This window comes from Sulfurimonas sp. RIFOXYD2_FULL_34_21, assembly GCF_001830805.1.
Taxonomy (GTDB): Bacteria; Campylobacterota; Campylobacteria; order Campylobacterales; family Sulfurimonadaceae; genus Sulfurimonas.
This window is the reverse complement of record NZ_MICH01000015.1, coordinates 170807-189660: the sequence shown is the minus strand read 5'-3', so window position 1 is coordinate 189660 and position 18854 is coordinate 170807. Positions and strand designations below refer to the sequence as shown.

General features: G+C 32.3%; 10 protein-coding genes. 8 read left to right on the top strand and 2 right to left on the bottom strand.

All coding sequences use genetic code 11. The features are described from left to right. Positions 1-65: 65 nt before the first annotated feature. From A2530_RS11045 to A2530_RS11030, 4 genes are all read left to right on the top strand, one after another. Positions 66-2255, top strand: a complete 2190-nt coding sequence (locus A2530_RS11045; RefSeq protein WP_294885323.1) for a DNA translocase FtsK — start codon at positions 66-68, stop codon at positions 2253-2255. Further along, positions 2255-2647 carry a DUF3820 family protein gene (locus tag A2530_RS11040; RefSeq protein WP_294885324.1) on the top strand — a complete coding sequence of 131 codons (393 nt, stop codon included), beginning with the start codon at positions 2255-2257 and terminating at the stop codon, positions 2645-2647. Before A2530_RS11045 ends, A2530_RS11040 begins: the two co-directional genes overlap by 1 nt. Before the next feature lie 124 nt (positions 2648-2771). Beyond that, complete coding sequence (gene acnB / locus A2530_RS11035; RefSeq protein WP_294885325.1) at positions 2772-5357, top strand: bifunctional aconitate hydratase 2/2-methylisocitrate dehydratase; 2586 nt, start codon at positions 2772-2774, stop codon at positions 5355-5357. Positions 5358-5491: 134 nt separating this feature from the next. After that, entirely contained in the window at positions 5492-7870 is a 2379-nt protein-coding gene (locus tag A2530_RS11030) for a diguanylate cyclase (protein ID WP_294885326.1), read from the top strand. Here A2530_RS11030 and lolA read toward each other — a convergent pair. Continuing rightward, positions 7860-8375: a LolA-like outer membrane lipoprotein chaperone gene (lolA, locus tag A2530_RS11025; RefSeq protein WP_294885327.1), complete on the bottom strand. Its 516-nt coding sequence runs from the start codon at positions 8373-8375 to the stop codon at positions 7860-7862. The two genes, A2530_RS11030 and lolA, sit on opposite strands and share 11 nt — an antisense overlap. 176 nt (positions 8376-8551) lie before the next feature. Between lolA and secA the strand changes: the two genes are divergently transcribed. Both secA and A2530_RS11015 read left to right on the top strand, forming a co-directional pair. Beyond that, positions 8552-11125, top strand: coding sequence for a preprotein translocase subunit SecA (gene secA / locus A2530_RS11020; RefSeq protein ID WP_294885328.1), 2574 nt, complete (start codon positions 8552-8554; stop codon positions 11123-11125). Beyond that, positions 11122-12324, top strand: a complete 1203-nt coding sequence (locus A2530_RS11015; protein ID WP_294885329.1) for an ABC transporter permease — start codon at positions 11122-11124, stop codon at positions 12322-12324. Before secA ends, A2530_RS11015 begins: the two co-directional genes overlap by 4 nt. Positions 12325-12331: 7 nt before the next feature. Here A2530_RS11015 and A2530_RS11010 read toward each other — a convergent pair whose 3' ends face one another. Then, entirely contained in the window at positions 12332-15499 is a 3168-nt protein-coding gene (locus A2530_RS11010) for an AsmA-like C-terminal domain-containing protein (protein ID WP_294885330.1), read from the bottom strand. Between A2530_RS11010 and mltG the strand changes: the two genes are divergently transcribed. Both mltG and A2530_RS11000 read left to right on the top strand, forming a co-directional pair. Beyond that, a complete protein-coding gene (gene mltG, locus A2530_RS11005) occupies positions 15429-16373 on the top strand; it encodes an endolytic transglycosylase MltG (protein ID WP_294891532.1) in 945 nt (314 codons plus the stop codon). The two genes, A2530_RS11010 and mltG, sit on opposite strands and share 71 nt — an antisense overlap. A gap of 139 nt (positions 16374-16512) precedes the next feature. Beyond that, positions 16513-18711, top strand: a complete 2199-nt coding sequence (locus A2530_RS11000; RefSeq protein ID WP_294885331.1) for an NADP-dependent isocitrate dehydrogenase — start codon at positions 16513-16515, stop codon at positions 18709-18711. Positions 18712-18854 lie beyond the last annotated feature (143 nt).

Genomic DNA, 18854 nt, shown 5'->3' with positions numbered 1-18854 from the left:
GTTCTTTATGGAACACTTTTAGCTATACTTCTTTTTTACTAACTTAGAAAAAGGAAACTCATAGTTTGAAAGATACTTTGTTTATAATAAGCTTTGGTTTACTAACCTATTTTGGATTTGCAACGATTTTCGGTGATACTGCCTTGATGGGTCGTTATGGTGCTATCTTTGCTAAGTATAATCATCAATATTTTGGTTACATTTCGTATGCATATATATTTCTCTCTTTAATTCCACTCTATATTTTTTATAAAAATAGTGCTTTAAATACAAGAAAATTTGAGTTAGCTATAACATCTTTTTTGATTTTGTTCTCTTTATTATTAGCTCAAGCTTTAGTGGTAAATGACAAACTAAGAGGAGAAATAGGCGGAAGTTTTGTAGATTTTTTATCCCCATACATCGGTTCATTCGGGCTTTGGATATTTTGGTTGATTATAACGCTGGTTTCAATAGTTATAATTATTGATAAGAGTGCCCATGAAGTGCTTGATATATTTTTTGGAAATTTAAAAAAAAATTTATTAAAAAATAAAAACTCTTCAAAAGAAAGTTCAAAAATATTTACAAAAAATAGAAATGTTAAATATACACAAAATCAGAAACAGATAAAAGAAGAGTATTTAGAACCAATTACAGAACCGCTATTAGAAGAGTTTGAAAGTGAAATAGACAAACCTGCTTTTTTAAGAAAAGAGAATATAAGCGAAATAGTAGAATCTCAGCCGGAAGTTAAACATAATATTTTAAACCTTGTTTCAGATATAAAAGAGCAAAAAAACGCAATAGTAGTTGACGAACTTGAGGAGAATGCAAAACTGCTTGCTTCAATAGAAAAGGGAGAAGTTGAAAAACCTAAAAACTTTAAACTGCCATCAGTAGAATTTTTACAAAAACCAAACAATAAAGCGCATAGTGTAGATGAAAGTGAGTTGGATGACAAGATAAAATTTCTAATAGAAAAACTTGCACACTTTAAAATCGAGGGTGATGTTGTAAGAACTTATGCTGGACCAGTTGTTTCGACTTTTGAATTTAAACCTGCCGCAAATGTAAAAGTTTCAAGAATTTTAAATCTTCAAGATGACTTAGCAATGGCTCTAAGTGCTGAGACTATCCGTATCCAAGCGCCTATTCCCGGAAAAGATGTTGTAGGAATTGAGATACCAAATGAAAAAATTGATACTATTTATCTAAGAGAACTGCTTGATAGCAAGATTTTTAAAGAGTCATCTTCTCCGCTTACAATAGTTTTAGGTAAAGATATAGTCGGAAAACCGTTTATAACAGATCTTAAAAAACTTCCTCACCTTTTAATAGCAGGAACGACAGGAAGCGGTAAAAGTGTCGGCATAAATGCTATGATACTCTCTCTTTTATATAAAAACTCACCTGATCAGCTTAGACTTCTTATGATAGACCCAAAGATGTTAGAATTTTCAATATACAATGACATCCCTCATCTTTTAACTCCGGTAATTACAAAAGCAAAACAGGCTATTGTAGCACTAAATAACATGGTATATGAGATGGAGAGACGCTACTCATTGATGAGCGAGAATAGAACAAAAAATATAGAGAGCTACAACGAAAAAGTTAAACGTGAAGGTGGTGAGCATCTCCCATATATAGTAGTTATAATAGATGAGTTAGCAGACTTAATGATGACAAGCGGAAAAGATGTAGAGTACTCTATTGCTAGACTTGCACAGATGGCTAGAGCTTCAGGAATTCATCTTGTCGTAGCGACTCAAAGACCTTCTGTTGATGTTGTAACGGGACTAATTAAAGCAAATCTTCCGTCTCGTATATCATACAGAGTAGGGCAGAAAGTTGATAGCAAAATTATTCTTGACCAACAAGGAGCAGAGTCGTTATTAGGCAAAGGCGACATGTTGTTTACACCTCCGGGTTCAACCGGACTTGTTCGTCTTCATGCACCGTGGAGTACTGAAGAAGAGATAGAAAAAATCGTTGATTTTATAAAATTACAAAGAATGCCAAACTATGATAAACGGTTTTTGATAGAAGATAGCGAAAATAATTCTGCATCATCAAGCGAAAGTTATGAAGAGCTTGACCCTCTTTTTGATGAAGCAAAAAATGTTATCTTAAGCGATAGAAAGACTTCAATATCTTATCTTCAAAGAAAACTTCAAATTGGCTATAACAAATCTGCAAGATTGATTGAACAGTTAGAGGGAGAGGGCATCTTATCTGCACCAAACTCTAAGGGAATTCGTGAAATTTTATAATGAGTAAACCTAATCTCATCTTTACAAAATATAAAAACTCATTTAGTGTATATGTGAAAAATTTGGAGTTATTGTCAGTTGAGCAGATACAGATTATAGAATCTTTTGTAAGTACGCGAAAAGGAGTTTTTGATTTTAACTCATACACGTTTGTTATTCAAAAAAGATTAGAATTTAATGAATTCGTCGCACTGATAGAAAAAAGTTCAATTGATGCTAAATGTGAAGAGAATATTCCAAAAATTGAGCAAAAATCAAAAGTAGAGTTTGGAAAATATAAAGGAATGTACTATTGTGACATTCCGGACTCATATCTTTTGTGGTTAAAAAGTAACTATTTAGGAAAAGATAGAGATATTATAGACTTAGAATTAAATTTTAGAGCCTTGTAGTGTTACTAAAATAAACATATTTTAAATAAAATCACTTGCCAATGTTTACTTTGGTAACACATAGCTTTTACTGTTTACATATTTAGTTATAATCCCTATACTAAATTTATAAACAGGAATGACAATGGCATTTTTAGAAGAGTATAAAAAGCATATTTCAGAGAGAGAGGCACTCGGCGTACCGCCGCTTCCGCTTTCGGCTGAACAAACTGCGCAGGTAATTGAATTGATTAAAAGCGATTGTACGGATGAGTTAGTAGGACTTATTACAAATCGCGTATCTCCCGGTGTTGATGACGCTGCATATGTAAAAGCCGCTTTTTTAAATGATGTTGCATCCCAAAAAGTAACAGTTAGCGGTATCTCTCCGGCTCAAGCAGTTAAAATAATGGGTATGATGTTAGGCGGGTACAATGTTAGACCTATCATTGATTGTTTAACGTCTGCAAATAAAGATGTAGTTGAAGCCGCAAAAGAAGCATTAAAAAAGACTCTGCTTGTTTATGATGCATTTAACGATGTAGAAGAGTTACATAAAGCCGGTAATGCAGCTGCTACTGAAGTTATGACTTCATGGGCAAATGCTGAGTGGTTTACCTCAACTCCGGCATTAGCCGAAAAAATTACAGTAACTGTTTATAAAGTTCCTGGTGAAACTAATACTGATGACCTTTCTCCTGCTTCTGAAGCTTTTACGCGTTCAGATATTCCACTGCATGCTAACTCTATGTTGGTTTCTAAAATGGAGAACCCGATAGCGACTATTGCTAAGTTAAAAGAAGCAGGAAATCCTATTGCTTATGTAGGCGATGTTGTAGGTACAGGTTCAAGTCGTAAATCAGGTGTTAACTCTGTTCAATGGCACATGGGTGAAGATATCCCTGGTGTTCCAAACAAGCGTACCGGTGGTGTAGTTATCGGAGGTATTATTGCTCCTATTTTCTTTGCTACATGTGAAGACTCAGGTGCTCTTCCATTAGAGATGGATGTCACCGCTATGGAAACAGGCGATGTTATAACAATTTATCCATATAAAGGCGAAGCACATAAAAACGGTACATGTATCGCTACGTTTAAGTTAAACCCTAATACTATTACTGATGAAGTCAGAGCAGGTGGACGTATCCCGCTTATTATAGGTCGCGGATTAACTGCTAAAGCCCGTGGAGTTTTAGGTATGAGTGTTTCCGACGTATTTTTAACTGCAGAACAACCTGCAGATAGCGGCAAAGGTTATACTCTTGCTCAAAAAATGGTTGGTCATGCTTGTGGTATGAAAGGTGTTCGTCCAGGTATGTATGTAGAGCCTGTAACGACAACCGTAGGTTCTCAAGATACAACAGGTCCTATGACGCGTGATGAAATAAAAGAGTTGGCAGCTTTAGGTTTCTCGGCTGATTTGGTAATGCAATCATTTTGTCATACGGCGGCATATCCAAAACCCTCAGATGTTATAATGCACCATACTCTGCCTGAATTTATCTCTAACCGCTCAGGTGTGGCTCTTCGTCCAGGCGATGGCGTTATCCACTCATGGTTAAACCGTTTAACGCTTCCTGATACCGTAGGAACAGGCGCAGATAGCCATACTCGTTTTCCAATCGGAATCAGTTTTCCAGGCGGTTCAGGTATAGTTGCATTTGCGGCAGTTACGGGTTCTATGCCTTTAACTATGCCTGAGTCTGTGCTTGTACGTTTTAAAGGCGACTTACAACCTGGTATTACGCTTCGTGACCTTGTAAATGCTATTCCATATTATGCAATCAAAGAGGGTCTTTTAACTGTTGAGAAAAAAGGTAAGAAAAATATATTTAACGGTCGTATTTTAGAGATAGAAGGTCTTCCTAATCTTAAAGCCGAGCAGGCATTTGAGCTGTCGGACGCATCTGCTGAGCGTTCTGCTGCCGCATGTACTGTACTTTTAAACGAAGCTCCGGTTATTGAATATTTAAAATCAAATATTACATTAATTGAATCTATGATTGCCGATGGTTATCAAGATGCACGTACACTGCAACGCCGTGCAGATAAAATGAAAGAATGGTTGGCAAATCCGTCATTGATGCAGCCGGATGCCGATGCTGAATATGCAGCCGTAATTAATATAGACCTTAATGAAATCAAAGAGCCGATTTTAGCATGTCCTAACGACCCTGATAATGTTAAACTTTTAAGCGAAGTAGCCGGTGAAAAAATTGATGAAGTATTCTTAGGTTCTTGTATGACAAATATCGGTCACTACCGTGCGGCGGGTGAAGTTATGCGCGGTGAGGGAAAAGTTGAAGTTGAAAAATTCTGGATTGTTCCGCCGACTCGTATGGATGAGCAACAGCTGATTAACGAAGGTTATTACGATGTTTACAAATCAATTCAAGCGCAAACGGAAGTACCTGGATGTTCACTATGTATGGGTAACCAAGCAAGTGCACGCCCAAACTCAACCGTATTTTCCACTTCTACTCGTAACTTTGATAACCGTTTAGGTAAAGGTACTCAAGTATATCTAGGTTCTGCAGAACTTGCTGCTGTATGTTCTAAGCTGGGACGTATTCCGACCGTAGAAGAGTATATGAGCATAGTTCCTCAAAAACTTGCAGGTAAAACAGATGATGTTTATAAATATCTAAACTTTAACGAAATTAACAATTATCATTTAGAGGCACGTACTGTTGCCGAAGAAAAATACGGCGTTAAAATTAAAGCCGTATAATATATCTACAGCAGAAAAGGTTTGCCTTTTCTGCAAAACCCAAATTAATTAACTGCAAATAATTTTAATCTACTTTAATAAAATTAATTATATACTTGATACAATCACAAAAAATATATAAAAAAAGATGTTTAATGGAAAAATTTTTAAAAATAGGTGTGCTTCTTTTATTTCTAATAGGCGGAACTCTATTTTTGTTCAACAACTTTGTTTCAAATTATAATCATGAAATAGAAAAAACAAAACATAAAATAGATGGGGTTGAGTTTGCGCAAAAACTTCAAAAATTTGTTTTAAAACTTCAAAAACTAAGAGGATATAGTCAATTTGAAGAGATGTCAATCACTGAAACAAATTGGGATATTATTATAAATAGTGTTGAATCAATTAAAGCAGATGCAAAAAAAGATATTTTTAATATTAAAAAGTTCAATACGCTTTACCCTACGCTTTATGATGATGGTTATATTCATATAATAAACGAGATTGAAGAGTTATTAAATAGTTCTAAGCAAGAAGATAAAACTATTTTATATCAAAAATATACACATATTATTGCGCAGTTACATGAAAAGATGTACAACATAGGGTTTAAATCTAAACTTTTGCTAGAGTCGGAGAGCGATAAATACTTTTATGTAGAGACTATGCTAAAGCATATACCTAATCTTATTGAAGTGATAGGCAAGATTAGAGCAAAAACTACCAAAGCTGTAATGGATAATACTACAAATGCAGAGCTTAAATACTCAATTCAAAATAATTGTCTGATATGTGAAGAACATACAAAACAAATCTATAAAACTATAAGTGAAATAAGCAACGATGTAGAAAAAACAAGACTGTTATCCATGCTTGAAAATATCAATGTTGAAACAAAGAATATGAGAGAATATGTTAAAAGTACTATCATGTCAGATAAAACAAATATGGATGCGTTGGAGTTTTTTACGATAGCAACAAATTTAATCGATAAAGTTTTTTCACTTTATAGCGTAAATGCAGAGTTTTTAAATCAAAAGTTATATATAAAGTTAGATGAATTAAATGAGACTAAACGCTATGGAATTATTATTGGAGCAATAGTAGTTTTATTTATACTCATAACAATATTTTCAATGATTAGAAGCTACATGTTATATTCAAAAAGTGAAGATAAGATAAAAAATAATTTAACATCAATTATACAGCTAAAAAATGATTTAGAAAAATGCAAGACGATTCAAGACATATCTTCGTCTGCTCTTTACTTTTTTTCTGATAAATTTAATATTGTTCAAGGAGCGATATACCTTTTTAACGAAGAGAATAATAAACTCTATCTTGCATCATCTTATGCCACAAACAAAATGAAGCCTATCGTTGAGCTAGGGGAGGGACTAATAGGAGAAGTTGCAGTCCAAATGAGGCAAATTCATACATATTCAAGTGGCGATAAAAAAACAAAGTTTAATATAGAATCTATAACAATTGAACCAAACAATATACGCACAATTCCGTTGATAAGCTATGATAAAATATTCGGAATACTGCAATTGGGATTCATTAGAAAAAATGAGATAGTTTATAATGATGATTTTCAGTATTTTATTGATATGATTATCGGCTTTTTACGTGATGCAAAACATCTTGAAACAACAAAAAAATATATAGACCTAATAGATAAACATGTAATTACTTCAAAGACAAACACAAAAGGTATTATTACGGATGTTAGTGATGCATTTACAAAAATTTCTGGATATTCAAAAAAGGAGATTATTGGAAAATCACACTCTGTTGTTTCTCATCCCGATACTCCAAAAGAGATATATAAAAATCTATGGAAAACTATATTAAGCGGAAAAATATATAAAGGCGAAGTTAAAAATTTAAACAAAAACGGTAAGGAGTATTGGATAGAGACCACCATAACTCCACAAACGGATAAATATAATAATATTTTAGGATTTTCTGCAATAATTCGTGATATAACAGATAAGAAAAGAATAGAGGAATATTCTATTACAGACGCTTTGACAGGGTTATATAATAGACGTTTCTTTGATTCAAACTTTGCAAAAGAATATAATATTTCAAAAAGAGAAAATAAAAACTTAGTTTTATTAATTATAGATATAGACTATTTTAAACAATATAATGATTTTTATGGGCATCAAAAGGGTGATGATGTTTTAAAATCTATCTCAAAAGCCATGAAAATATCTTTTAAGCGCGCAAATGATTATGTTTACAGATTGGGAGGAGAGGAGTTTGCTATCTCATTTTATTCTAATAGTCAAAAAAATGCGCAAGATAGAGCAGAATTTTTACGTAAAAATATAGAAGAACTTAAAATAGAGCATAGTGCAAGTGATATTTCGCAATATGTTTCAATATCTATCGGGCTGTCATTTATGCCAAAAGAGTGCATAATGGGAATAGATGAGATATATAATGTTACCGACGAAGCTTTATATATAGCTAAAAACAACGGTAGAAACAGGGTTGAGACGGCAGTTCTCAATCTCTGATAATATCAAATTCCAGAGGAAAGACAGGAATAAAATTGTTAATATCTACCTCTTTATTTTGTTTTTGGTTCTTAAAAGTTATTTTAACCTTGTTTTCAAATTCATCCAAATATGAGATAGATTCTATTAAACTGTTGCTTTTCATTATGGTAAATTTCGTATCTTTATAGGTTGCGGTATATATGTTTTTTTCTATCTCTTTAGCGTTTGATATGATTTTAAAAAAGTCAAAATTTGATTCTAATCTTTTTATAATAACCTGTTCTATTTCCGATTCTACGATTGTTACTTCAAAATTATTTATATAAACCTCTTTTTTAACAGGTTTTAGATAGCTCCATCTTGCATTTTGAGGCTTAAGGGCTACAATCTTCCCGTTATACACTAATATCTTATTTTTATCATCGGTAATACTTTGTGTAAACTCCGCTTCAAATGAAGTTATAGTGTCAAATGATGCAAACAGATGTATAGTTGAAATGAGTATTAAAAGAAAATATTTCACTTTTTTCCTTGCTTTTTTTGAAAATTATATCTAAGCAATTGTTTACATATTGTTTAATATAAATATTTAAAAAAATCATTTGATGATTTATACAAATTATTATTATAAGTATGATAAAATAAACACAATTTCAGTGGTAGGCGTTTAAATAGCGCTTGTCTATAATAAGGTTTCGGATGCTACAGGCGTTAATGGGTAAGATTTTTGGTACTTCAAACGATCGTGAATTAAAAAAATATAGTAAAATAGTTAATAAAATAAATGAATTAGAAAACAGATATCAGGTTTTAAGCGACGATGAGTTAAAAGCTGCTTTTGCAGAGCTTAAAGATAGTGTTATTAGAGGCGAAAAGAGTTTGGATGATGTTTTAGCAGACTCTTTTGCTATAACAAGAGAAGCAAGTATCAGAACTCTTAATATGAGACATTTTGACGTACAGCTTATCGGCGGAATTGTTTTGCATGAAGGCAAAATTGCAGAAATGAAAACAGGAGAGGGTAAAACACTTGTAGCAACTCTTCCTATTGTTCTAAATGCGATTACGGGAAAAGGTGTTCATCTTGTAACTGTAAATGATTACCTTGCATCAAGAGACGGTAATGAGATGCGTCCACTTTATGAATTTTTAGGATTTAGCGTCGGTGTAATCCTAGATAGTATGCATGAACACTCCTTAAAGAGAGAAGTCTATAATGCTGACATCACTTATGGAACAAATAACGAATTCGGATTTGATTATCTAAGAGACAACATGAGTTATTCTCGTGAACAAATGGTTCAAAGAGGTCATAATTTTGTTATAGTAGATGAAGTTGACAGTATTTTAATTGATGAAGCTAGAACGCCGTTGATTATTTCAGGACCTACTAACAGAACTCTTCAGGATTTTAGCGATGCAAATAAGATTGCTTTACGGTTAGTTAAAGATGAACACTTTAGTGTTGATGAAAAAGATAAAATTATTCTACTAACAGAAGAAGGTATAACAAAAGCTGAAGAGTTGTTTGGTGTAGAAAATCTCTACAGTCCGGAGAATGCTTCACTTTCACATATTCTTGATCAAGCACTTAAAGCTAATCATCTGTTCGAGAAAGATGTTGACTACGTTGTAAATAACGGCGAGGTAGTTATAGTTGATGAATTTACGGGTCGATTAAGCGAAGGCAGACGTTACTCAGAAGGTCTGCATCAAGCACTAGAGGCAAAAGAGGGTGTTGATATAAAAGAGGAGACTCAAACATTAGCTGATATTACTTTTCAAAACTATTTTAGAATGTATGATAAGTTAGCAGGTATGACGGGAACTGCTCAAACAGAAGCATCGGAGTTTGCTCAAATATACTCGCTTGATGTTATTTCAATACCTACAAATATACCGATTTCAAGAGAAGATTTGAACGATTTGATTTATAAAACGGAAAAAGAGAAGTTTGAAGCGGTAATAAATACAATTAAAAAATTATCAAAAACAGGTCAGCCGGTTTTAATCGGTACTGCTTCTATCGAAAAATCTGAAATACTGCATGAAGTACTCAAAAAAGAGAAGATAGCACATACCGTTTTAAATGCTAAAAATCATGCTCAAGAGGGTGAGATAATTAAAGGTGCCGGAGTAAAAGGTGCAGTCACAATTGCTACAAATATGGCAGGACGCGGTGTTGACATTAAAGTTAATGATGAAGTTAAAGCATTGGGCGGTCTTTATATTATAGGAACTGAGAGACATGAAAATCGTCGTATAGACAATCAGCTTCGTGGAAGAAGCGGTCGTCAAGGCGATGCAGGAACAACACAATTTTATCTCTCTTTAGAAGATAATCTTCTTAGAATTTTTGGAAGCGATAAAATTAAAAGTATTATGGAAAGACTTGGTGTTGAAGACGGTGAATATATAGAGTCAAAAATGGTTACGCGTGCAGTAGAAAAAGCTCAGAAAAAAGTCGAGAATATGCACTATGAAGGTAGAAAGCAAATTGTTGAGTATGATGATGTCGCAAATGAGCAGAGAAAAATTGTCTATAAATTTAGAAATCAACTGCTCAATCCTGAGTATGATATTTCATCAAAAGTCAATGAAATTAGAGCCGAATATATAGAACATGTTCTTAACAGTTGCAATATTTTTGCAGGCGGCGCAAAAGAGGATTTCAATCTTGAAAAAGTTCTAAAACTACTACAAGAGGAGTTAAATCTTGAGATACATGTAGATGATTTATCCTCATTAGAGTATGAGGAATTATTAAACGCCGTAACACAAACTGTTAAAAAAGCTTATGACGATAAGATGAGCGTTCTAAATGACGGTATATGCAGCGAAATCGAGAGAGAATTATATTTAAAAGAGTTAGACAGCGCGTGGAGAGAACATCTTTACGCTATGGACAATATGAAAACAGGTATAAGACTTCGTGCATACAACCAAAAAGACCCTCTTGTAGAGTATAAAAAAGAGAGCTTTAACCTTTTTACAGAACTTATTGCCGATATCAAATTCAATACGATTAAAACTCTTCAGATTATTCAATTTAGAGTTGAAGACCCTGAAGAAGAGGCAAGAAGAGTTGCCGAACGCCTTGATATACAGAGAAAAATAAATGAAGCGGCAATTCAGTTTAACCTATATAATAATGAAGAAAGTAGTATAGAAAAAAAAGTTTCTAGAAATGATCTTTGCCCATGCGGAAGCGGTAAAAAGTATAAACTTTGCTGTGGTAAAAGTGGTCCTAAAAAAGGTGTTTTTGCTTCTTGAAAACATCAATAGTTCCTTATTTAGTAAAGCGCTTTTTGCGATTTGACAATGAGCAGCCGTTTATATTTTTATCTGCTTTATTGGCATTTTTAGGTATATCGCTCGGTGTTATGGTTCTTTTAATAGCAATGGCTCTTATGAATGGTTTTGATAATGAGTTTAGAAAGAAATTAACAATAATGAATTACCCTTTAACAATTATTCCTAAGTTTTACGGGGCAGTTAATGAGAATTTACTTTTAGATTTAGAGTCCAAATTTACAAATCTTAGCTTTAGTCCATACGTTCAATCTGCAGTCATGGCAAGAAGCGGTTCAAAACTTGAGGGCGGCTATATCTTTGGCGTTGACTTTAAAAGTGAAGCAAAAGTAAATAGTGTTTTAAGAGATGCTATAAAAGATAGAAATTTTGATAGATTTGATGTATTGATAGGTAAATCCCTAAAAGACGAGTTTGCTCTTTACGAGGGTGATAAACTTATGTATATATTTACACATGTAGAACCGGGCGGAATGTCTATTACCCCGAAAATCAAAAGATTTAATGTTACAGGTATTTTTGATTCAGGGCTTTCCGCGTATGATAAAGCTTATAACTATACAACTCTCTCCTCGCTACAATCTATAATGAATTTACCTTCTAATCAATATAGCGGAATTCATATATATTCGGATAATCCACATGAAGATATTTTAAAAATCAAAGAATTTCTTCCTCAAAGTGTTACTATTAAAGGATGGTGGGAAGATAATGTAAACTTTTTTGCAGCATTAGAGCTTGAAAAGGCCTCTCTTTTTATTGTACTAATGTTAATAATTTTAATTGCTGCAATAAATATTATATCTTCACTTTTAATGACCGTTATGAATAGAAGAAGCGAAATTGCACTGCTTTTATCTTTGGGAGCGACATCTGCAGAAATTAAAAAGGTATTTTTATATCTAGGCGTAGTAATAGGCGTAGGCGGTATATTAGCCGGAATAACTTTAGGAATGAGCGGTTTATGGGTGCTTAGTACTTTTGATATAGTTCATCTGCCAAAAGATGTTTATCCGACATCAACCCTTCCTCTTGATTTGGATGTAAAAGATTTCTTATTTATTGTTTTTGGAGCATTTATAATAGTTGTAGCATCTTCATACTATCCTGCGAAAAAAGCAAGTGAAATAGATATTTTAACTGTTCTTAGAAATGAGTAGAAGATATCTACTCATCATCTGTATCTTCACTTTTAAATAGTTCAAACGGGAACATAAGTGTTCTTTTTATAATGTTAAACGGTGCTACTGCTATATCTTTTGCTATTTGTGTATTTACATCAGGATTGTCTAGTGTACCGGTTACTTTTAATGTAGTTGAGAGATTCTCTTTGCCTAATAAAATATGTCCCACCAAAGGTATCTTTGAAATCGAACTGCCCAATGCAGTTTTTAAATTTAAATCTAAATTGATACTATTTTTTTCAATACTTGCTTCACCGATTCCTACTATTTCAATCTCTTTTGATTTAAGATATATATTGTTCATGTTATATACGTCATCTTTATAATTAAATGCCATGTATGCACTTTTTGCGGCAACACCGTTTTTATTGTAGCCAGGAAGAGAGAATGTTACTAATGAAGGGACTGTATTTACAAAAGCAAGAATATTATTTAAAATTTTATACTCAAGAATTGTAGTATCTTTTACATAAAACATACCGTTATACTCTTTTAATGCACCGATAATATAAAATTCTAAAGAGCCGCCTTTAAATTTGGATAGAGCAAAGAGTTTTTCCATAAATTCATCATTAAAATTTTTGCCGTAAAGATACAATTTGTTATCATTAAGGTTAAATACCGCTTTTGCGTTTTTATACACGAGTTCTGCAGATAAAACTTTATCTAGGTATTTAAAGTTGATTGTATCTGAGATTATTTGTCTATTTTCACTTAGATATATATAACAATTTTTAGTATCAATATAAACATTAATATCTTTTTTTGTCTCTTGGGTGCTATTTTTATCACCAAAAAAATCTATAATTTCATTTATATTTATTCCTATATTATCAGCTGCTATTTTAATATCATCTTTGACTTCTATCTTTACTATATTATTTACACTAATATTAATATCTTTTGTTTGGCTATCGTATTTACCGTTAATTACATAGTTATTTATAGGCTTGTTGTCTGATGCAAGAAATTTATATTTATAGTCTGTATTTAGCAAAAAATCAATGTCGTTTTGAGTATTTTTTTTACTCATAGTGAAATATCCGTTTGTCAAATTATACTCTTGTAAAATTTTTGAATATTTTTCTATTTTTTCTATTGAGTTAATCTTAAATATCCAATCATTATTGTCAAGAAGGTACTCAAGCTCATGTTCTTTGGAAACTACAGAAAACTTCTCATTTTTATTTTCTATAAAAAGCTTTATACCCTCATCATTTTTAAAAATTTCTCCAAAAGTATTATTTGTAAAATTTATATCGCTGATATCCAGAATTCCCGTAGAATTCTCTAAACTATACTCTGCAGTAACTCTTGATTTTATACTTTCTTCAAAATTAAATAGCAAATTTTCTACTTTAATTAATGATGGTGTAATATTTAAAGCTATATTTTCAAAATTTAACTTTTTGTTATTTATATCTATATCTAATTTATCTTTAGATGATAATGTTAATATCTCTTTGTCATATATAAGATTAAGCGAGTGCAGAGGTTTGTCTAATTTTATACCTAAATAACTCAACTTTAGTAAATCAATGTTGAGATTTGCTTTTTTTAAATCAAAATATATATCTCCTGACATAAAAATTGATGCCAATTCCGGTGAATTTATAGCTGTTTTAGGTATTTTTGTACTAAAATTTTTCATATCAAAAGGTAGTTCCATAGAATCTACATGTAAAATCTTCTCTTTAAATTGCCATATTGATTTGTCTATTTTTAAGTAATCTTGTTTAGGAGATATTATATAAGCCGCTCCTAGAGGTTTTTTATTGTTTAAAAGTTTTAGCGTACTCTGACTTAACTCTATTTCATCAAATCTAAAAGTAAGTTTTCCGCTAGATTCTTTGCCGTTAAAATCCAAATCAACATGTGAAGTAGCAATATCTCCATATTTCGCAACCATATTTTCTACTTTAACAACCGAATTATTTATAAAAATATGTGCATCAAATATATCAATATCCAAACCTAGATATTTTATCTGTGCATCTTGTGTATAAAAATCTCCTATTGCTTCTACATCCGTTGATATTAGATTGATTTCTAGTTTCAAATTGCTATCGATTGTACCTTTTGTCTGAATAAACGGCAATTTTATCTTGTATCTATCAAGCAGACTAATTAAATTTTTATTTGCTTGACCTTTAAAAAGTAGATAGAGCGTCAAAAGCTCCTCTTGTTTTGAAAAATCAATCTTTAGCCAGCTTTTATCAAGAAAAAAATCATATGAATAGGCATCCTTCGGTCTTATATAAAGCACTCCGTCTTTAAATTCCAAATCTGTTTTACTTGTTCTAACGGAATCTACTTTCTCGTCATATATATAGGTTAAATCATTGGCTGTAGCTTTTGCATGAATGTTCAAATATGCTTTGTTGAGATTTTTATATTCAATATCTCCATAAAACGTATCTAATGATAAACTTGACATCTTTATTGCATCATAAATCCAATATTTAATTCTAGGATTTATATCAAATAAATCCACTATTTGCTTTGCATCTTTAATTGCGCTTTTTGACTCTATCTTATAAAATAATTGTTTTATATCACTATATACATAGAGATTAAGTTTTGTTTTATCGCATAATCCTATATTAAGTGCTGCAACTAATTCAGGATTATTTTTTGCATTAACAACAATATCTCCGTCAATTTTTAAATTATTCTCTAGAGCTACAAATTTATCAATTGCTACATGTATTAGGTTGTTCTCTTTTTGCAGTGAACTATTAAGCATAAAATCAGGAGCCGATATGCTTATTGCTCCTTTTTCATTATCTAAATATTCTAATGTAGCATTAATATCATTGAATGATATCTTCTCGATTGTGATTTTTTTAAACCAATCTGTAAAAGGGAGAATATTTTGTACTATTTTTATAATTTCTTTATAACTATTCTGTGATTTGCTATCTCTTTTTTCTTTTAAAACATGAAACTCTTTAACCGTTAAACTAATTTTTTCATCCCATTTGATGTATAATTTCTTAATTTTAACGTCTTGGAGAGATATATCTTCTATATATGTTCCGTTTTGTAAAAATATAAATATAATAAAGAGTAATAAAAATATGAACGACAAAGCACTAACAATAATAAAATGGATTTTTGAAATTGTATTAATAATTATACTATCGTTCATGTACTACCTAAATAAGCCTGTAAGTTCCCCAAAAGTCATCTATATTCCTAAAGGTTCTATTAACAAGATTATAACACAAATGCAAAGCAGAAATTACAATGTTAGCAAACTTGATATACTGCTGCTGAGACTATTTGGCTCACCGCAAAGCGGATGGATAAATATAGAAACGACACTAAATAGCAGATGGGATTTTTTATACAAACTAACAACGGCAAAAGCAGCACTTCAAAATATCACATTAATCCCTGGTGAGACTACATATATATTTTTAAATCAATTAGCAGATGAACTAAAGCTAAATAGAGATTTATTGCAAAAAGAGTACGAACAGCAATCACCGTACGAGGAAGGAGCGTTTACTCCAAACACATACAGCCTTCCAATAGGAATAACAGAAAAGATAGTAATTAAAATTTTGTTAAATGAGTCACTCGCACAAATGAAAAATCTATCTATAAAACTTTTTGGAATGTATAATGAAAAAAAATGGTTACAATATGTAACAATTGCATCAATTATTCAAAAAGAATCTGCCAGTATAGAAGAGATGCCCCTAGTTAGTTCCGTCATATATAACAGGATAAAAAAAGGCATGAAGCTACAGATGGACGGAACTCTAAATTATGGAAAAAACTCACATGTAAAAGTTACTCCGAGTATGATAAAAGAAGACACGTCAACCTACAATACGTACCTATATAGCGGCATTCCACCGCTTCCTGTATGTAATGTAAGTTTTGACGCTATTAAAGCTGCAATTTTTCCTGCGAAAAGTGATTATCTCTATTTTATGAAATCAAAAGATGCAAAGCATGATTTTACAAGTAACTATTCTACACATTTAAGTAATATAAAGCGTGCTACTAAATGAAACATAAATAAAATAAAGCTAATTAGTTACGTGGTGTAAATATACATTATTTATCTTTAGTGGTAAGATACCTATGTAACTTTTTGCAGAAGTGTTACCTTTTGCAAAAAAATTAAAAAACACTAACCAAGGACAAAAGATGTCAAAAATTATTTGGTCAAAAATAGATGAAGCACCGGCTTTGGCAACATACTCACTTCTTCCGATAGTAAATGCGTTTACTAAAGCAGCTGGAGTAGATGTAGAAACTAGAGATATCTCTTTGGCGGGAAGAGTTATAGCTACTTTCCCTGAGTATTTAACAGATGAGCAAAAAATTGCAGATGAATTGGCATATTTAGGTAGAGTTGTACAAGAGGTTGATGGAAATATTATAAAATTACCAAACATTTCAGCTTCGGTTCCACAATTAAAAGAGTGTATTGCAGAACTTCAAAGTCAAGGTTATAAACTTCCTGATTTTCCGGAATCTCCAAAAACAGCTGAAGAAGAAGCTATAAAAGAGAAATATTCTACATGTTTGGGTTCTGCGGTTAATCCTGTCCTTCGTGAAGGTAATTCAGACAGACGTGCAGCTGTTGCCGTTAAAAATTTTGCAAAGAAAAATCCTCATAAACTAAGAGCATTCTCTGAAAATTCTAAAACTTATGTTTCTCACATGAGTAGCGGTGATTTTTATGAAAACGAGCAGTCTGTAATAAAATCAGGGGACGGTGCAGTAAGAATAGAGCTTAATGGCAAACTTCTTAAAGAGATTAAAGCAGTTGATAAAGAAGTTTTAGACGGTACTTTTCTGTCTGCAAAAGCATTGAGAAAATTCCTGCAAGAAACGCTTGTTGAAGCAAAAGAGAAGGGCGTTTTATGGTCTATTCACTTAAAAGCTACAATGATGAAAGTTTCTGACCCTATTATGTTTGGTCATGCCGTTGAAGTGTTTTTTAAAGATGTTTTTGAAAAATATGCAGCAGACTTTAAAGAAATTGGATATAACTCAAATTTAGGTCTTGGCGATTTATACAAAAAATTAGAAAAATTACCTGCTGATAAAAAAGCTGAAATTGAAAAAGCTATTATGGATGTATATACTACACAACCTAATATCGCTATGGTTGACTCAGATAAAGGTATTACAAACTTACACGCTTCCAATGATGTAATTATTGATGCTTCTATGCCTGTTGTTGTAAGAGATGGCGGTAAAATGTGGAATGCTAAAGGCGAAGTTCAAGAGTGTGTATCCGTAATTCCTGATAGATGTTATGCAACAATGTACAAAGAGTGTGTTGATGATTGTGTTAAAAATGGTCAGTTTGACGTAACTACTATGGGTTCGGTATCAAATGTAGGACTAATGGCACAAAAAGCTGAAGAGTACGGTTCTCACCCGACAACTTTTGAAATCGCAGAAGACGGTGTAGTGAAAGTTCTTGATACGAACGGTTCTGAATTAATGAGCTTTAATGTAGAAAAAGGCGATATTTGGAGAATGTCTCGTGCTAAAGATATCCCAATTAAAGACTGGGTTAGATTAGCTGTTGAGAGAGCAAGACTTACAAATACTCCTGTTGTATTTTGGCTAGATGAAAAAAGAGCTCATGATGCTAACATGATTAAAAAAGTTAATGAATATTTGAAAGATTTTGATACATCCGGCTTAACTATCGAGATAATGGCTCCTGAAAAAGCTATGGCTTACAGCTTAAAAAGAGTAAGAATTGGTCTTGACACAATATCGGCTACAGGAAATGTTTTAAGAGATTATTTAACTGACCTTTTCCCTATTTTAGAGCTAGGAACATCTGCAAAAATGCTTTCTATCGTTCCGTTGCTTGCAGGTGGCGGTCTGTTTGAAACAGGTGCCGGCGGTTCTGCTCCTAAGCATGTTGACCAATTTTTGGAAGAGGGACACTTAAGATGGGATTCACTTGGTGAATTTTTAGCACTTGCAGAATCTTTGAGATTCATCGCACAAAAAAATAGTTCAAAAGAGCTTGAAGTTGTAACTTATGCGCTGGATATTGCAAATCAAGCTTATTTGGATAATAACAAAGCTCCGGGAAGAAAAGCGGGAGAGCCTGATAATAAAGCTTCTCATTTCTTTGTAGCACAATATTGGGCAAATGCTCTTGCAGCTCAAAAAGATGATGCGGCACTTGCAGCTAAATTTGCTCCTGTTGCAAAAGCTTTAGTAGAAAATGAAGCAAAAATTATGGAAGAGTTACTTGCCGTTGAAGGAAAACCTCAAAATATCGGTGGTTACTACCATCCGGATGATGCAAAAGCATCAGCCGCAATGAGACCATCAGCAACGTTAAATGCTATTATAGATAGTATATAATATTATATTCAAAGAGGAAGTTCTCCTCTTTGTTTTTTCTTTTTATATGAAACTATTTAGGTTTTATACAAAAGGCAAAAAATGTCTTTACATGTAGTGTTTTTGAAGTGTTCTTAATTGAATTTTATTAGTATATTCAGTTA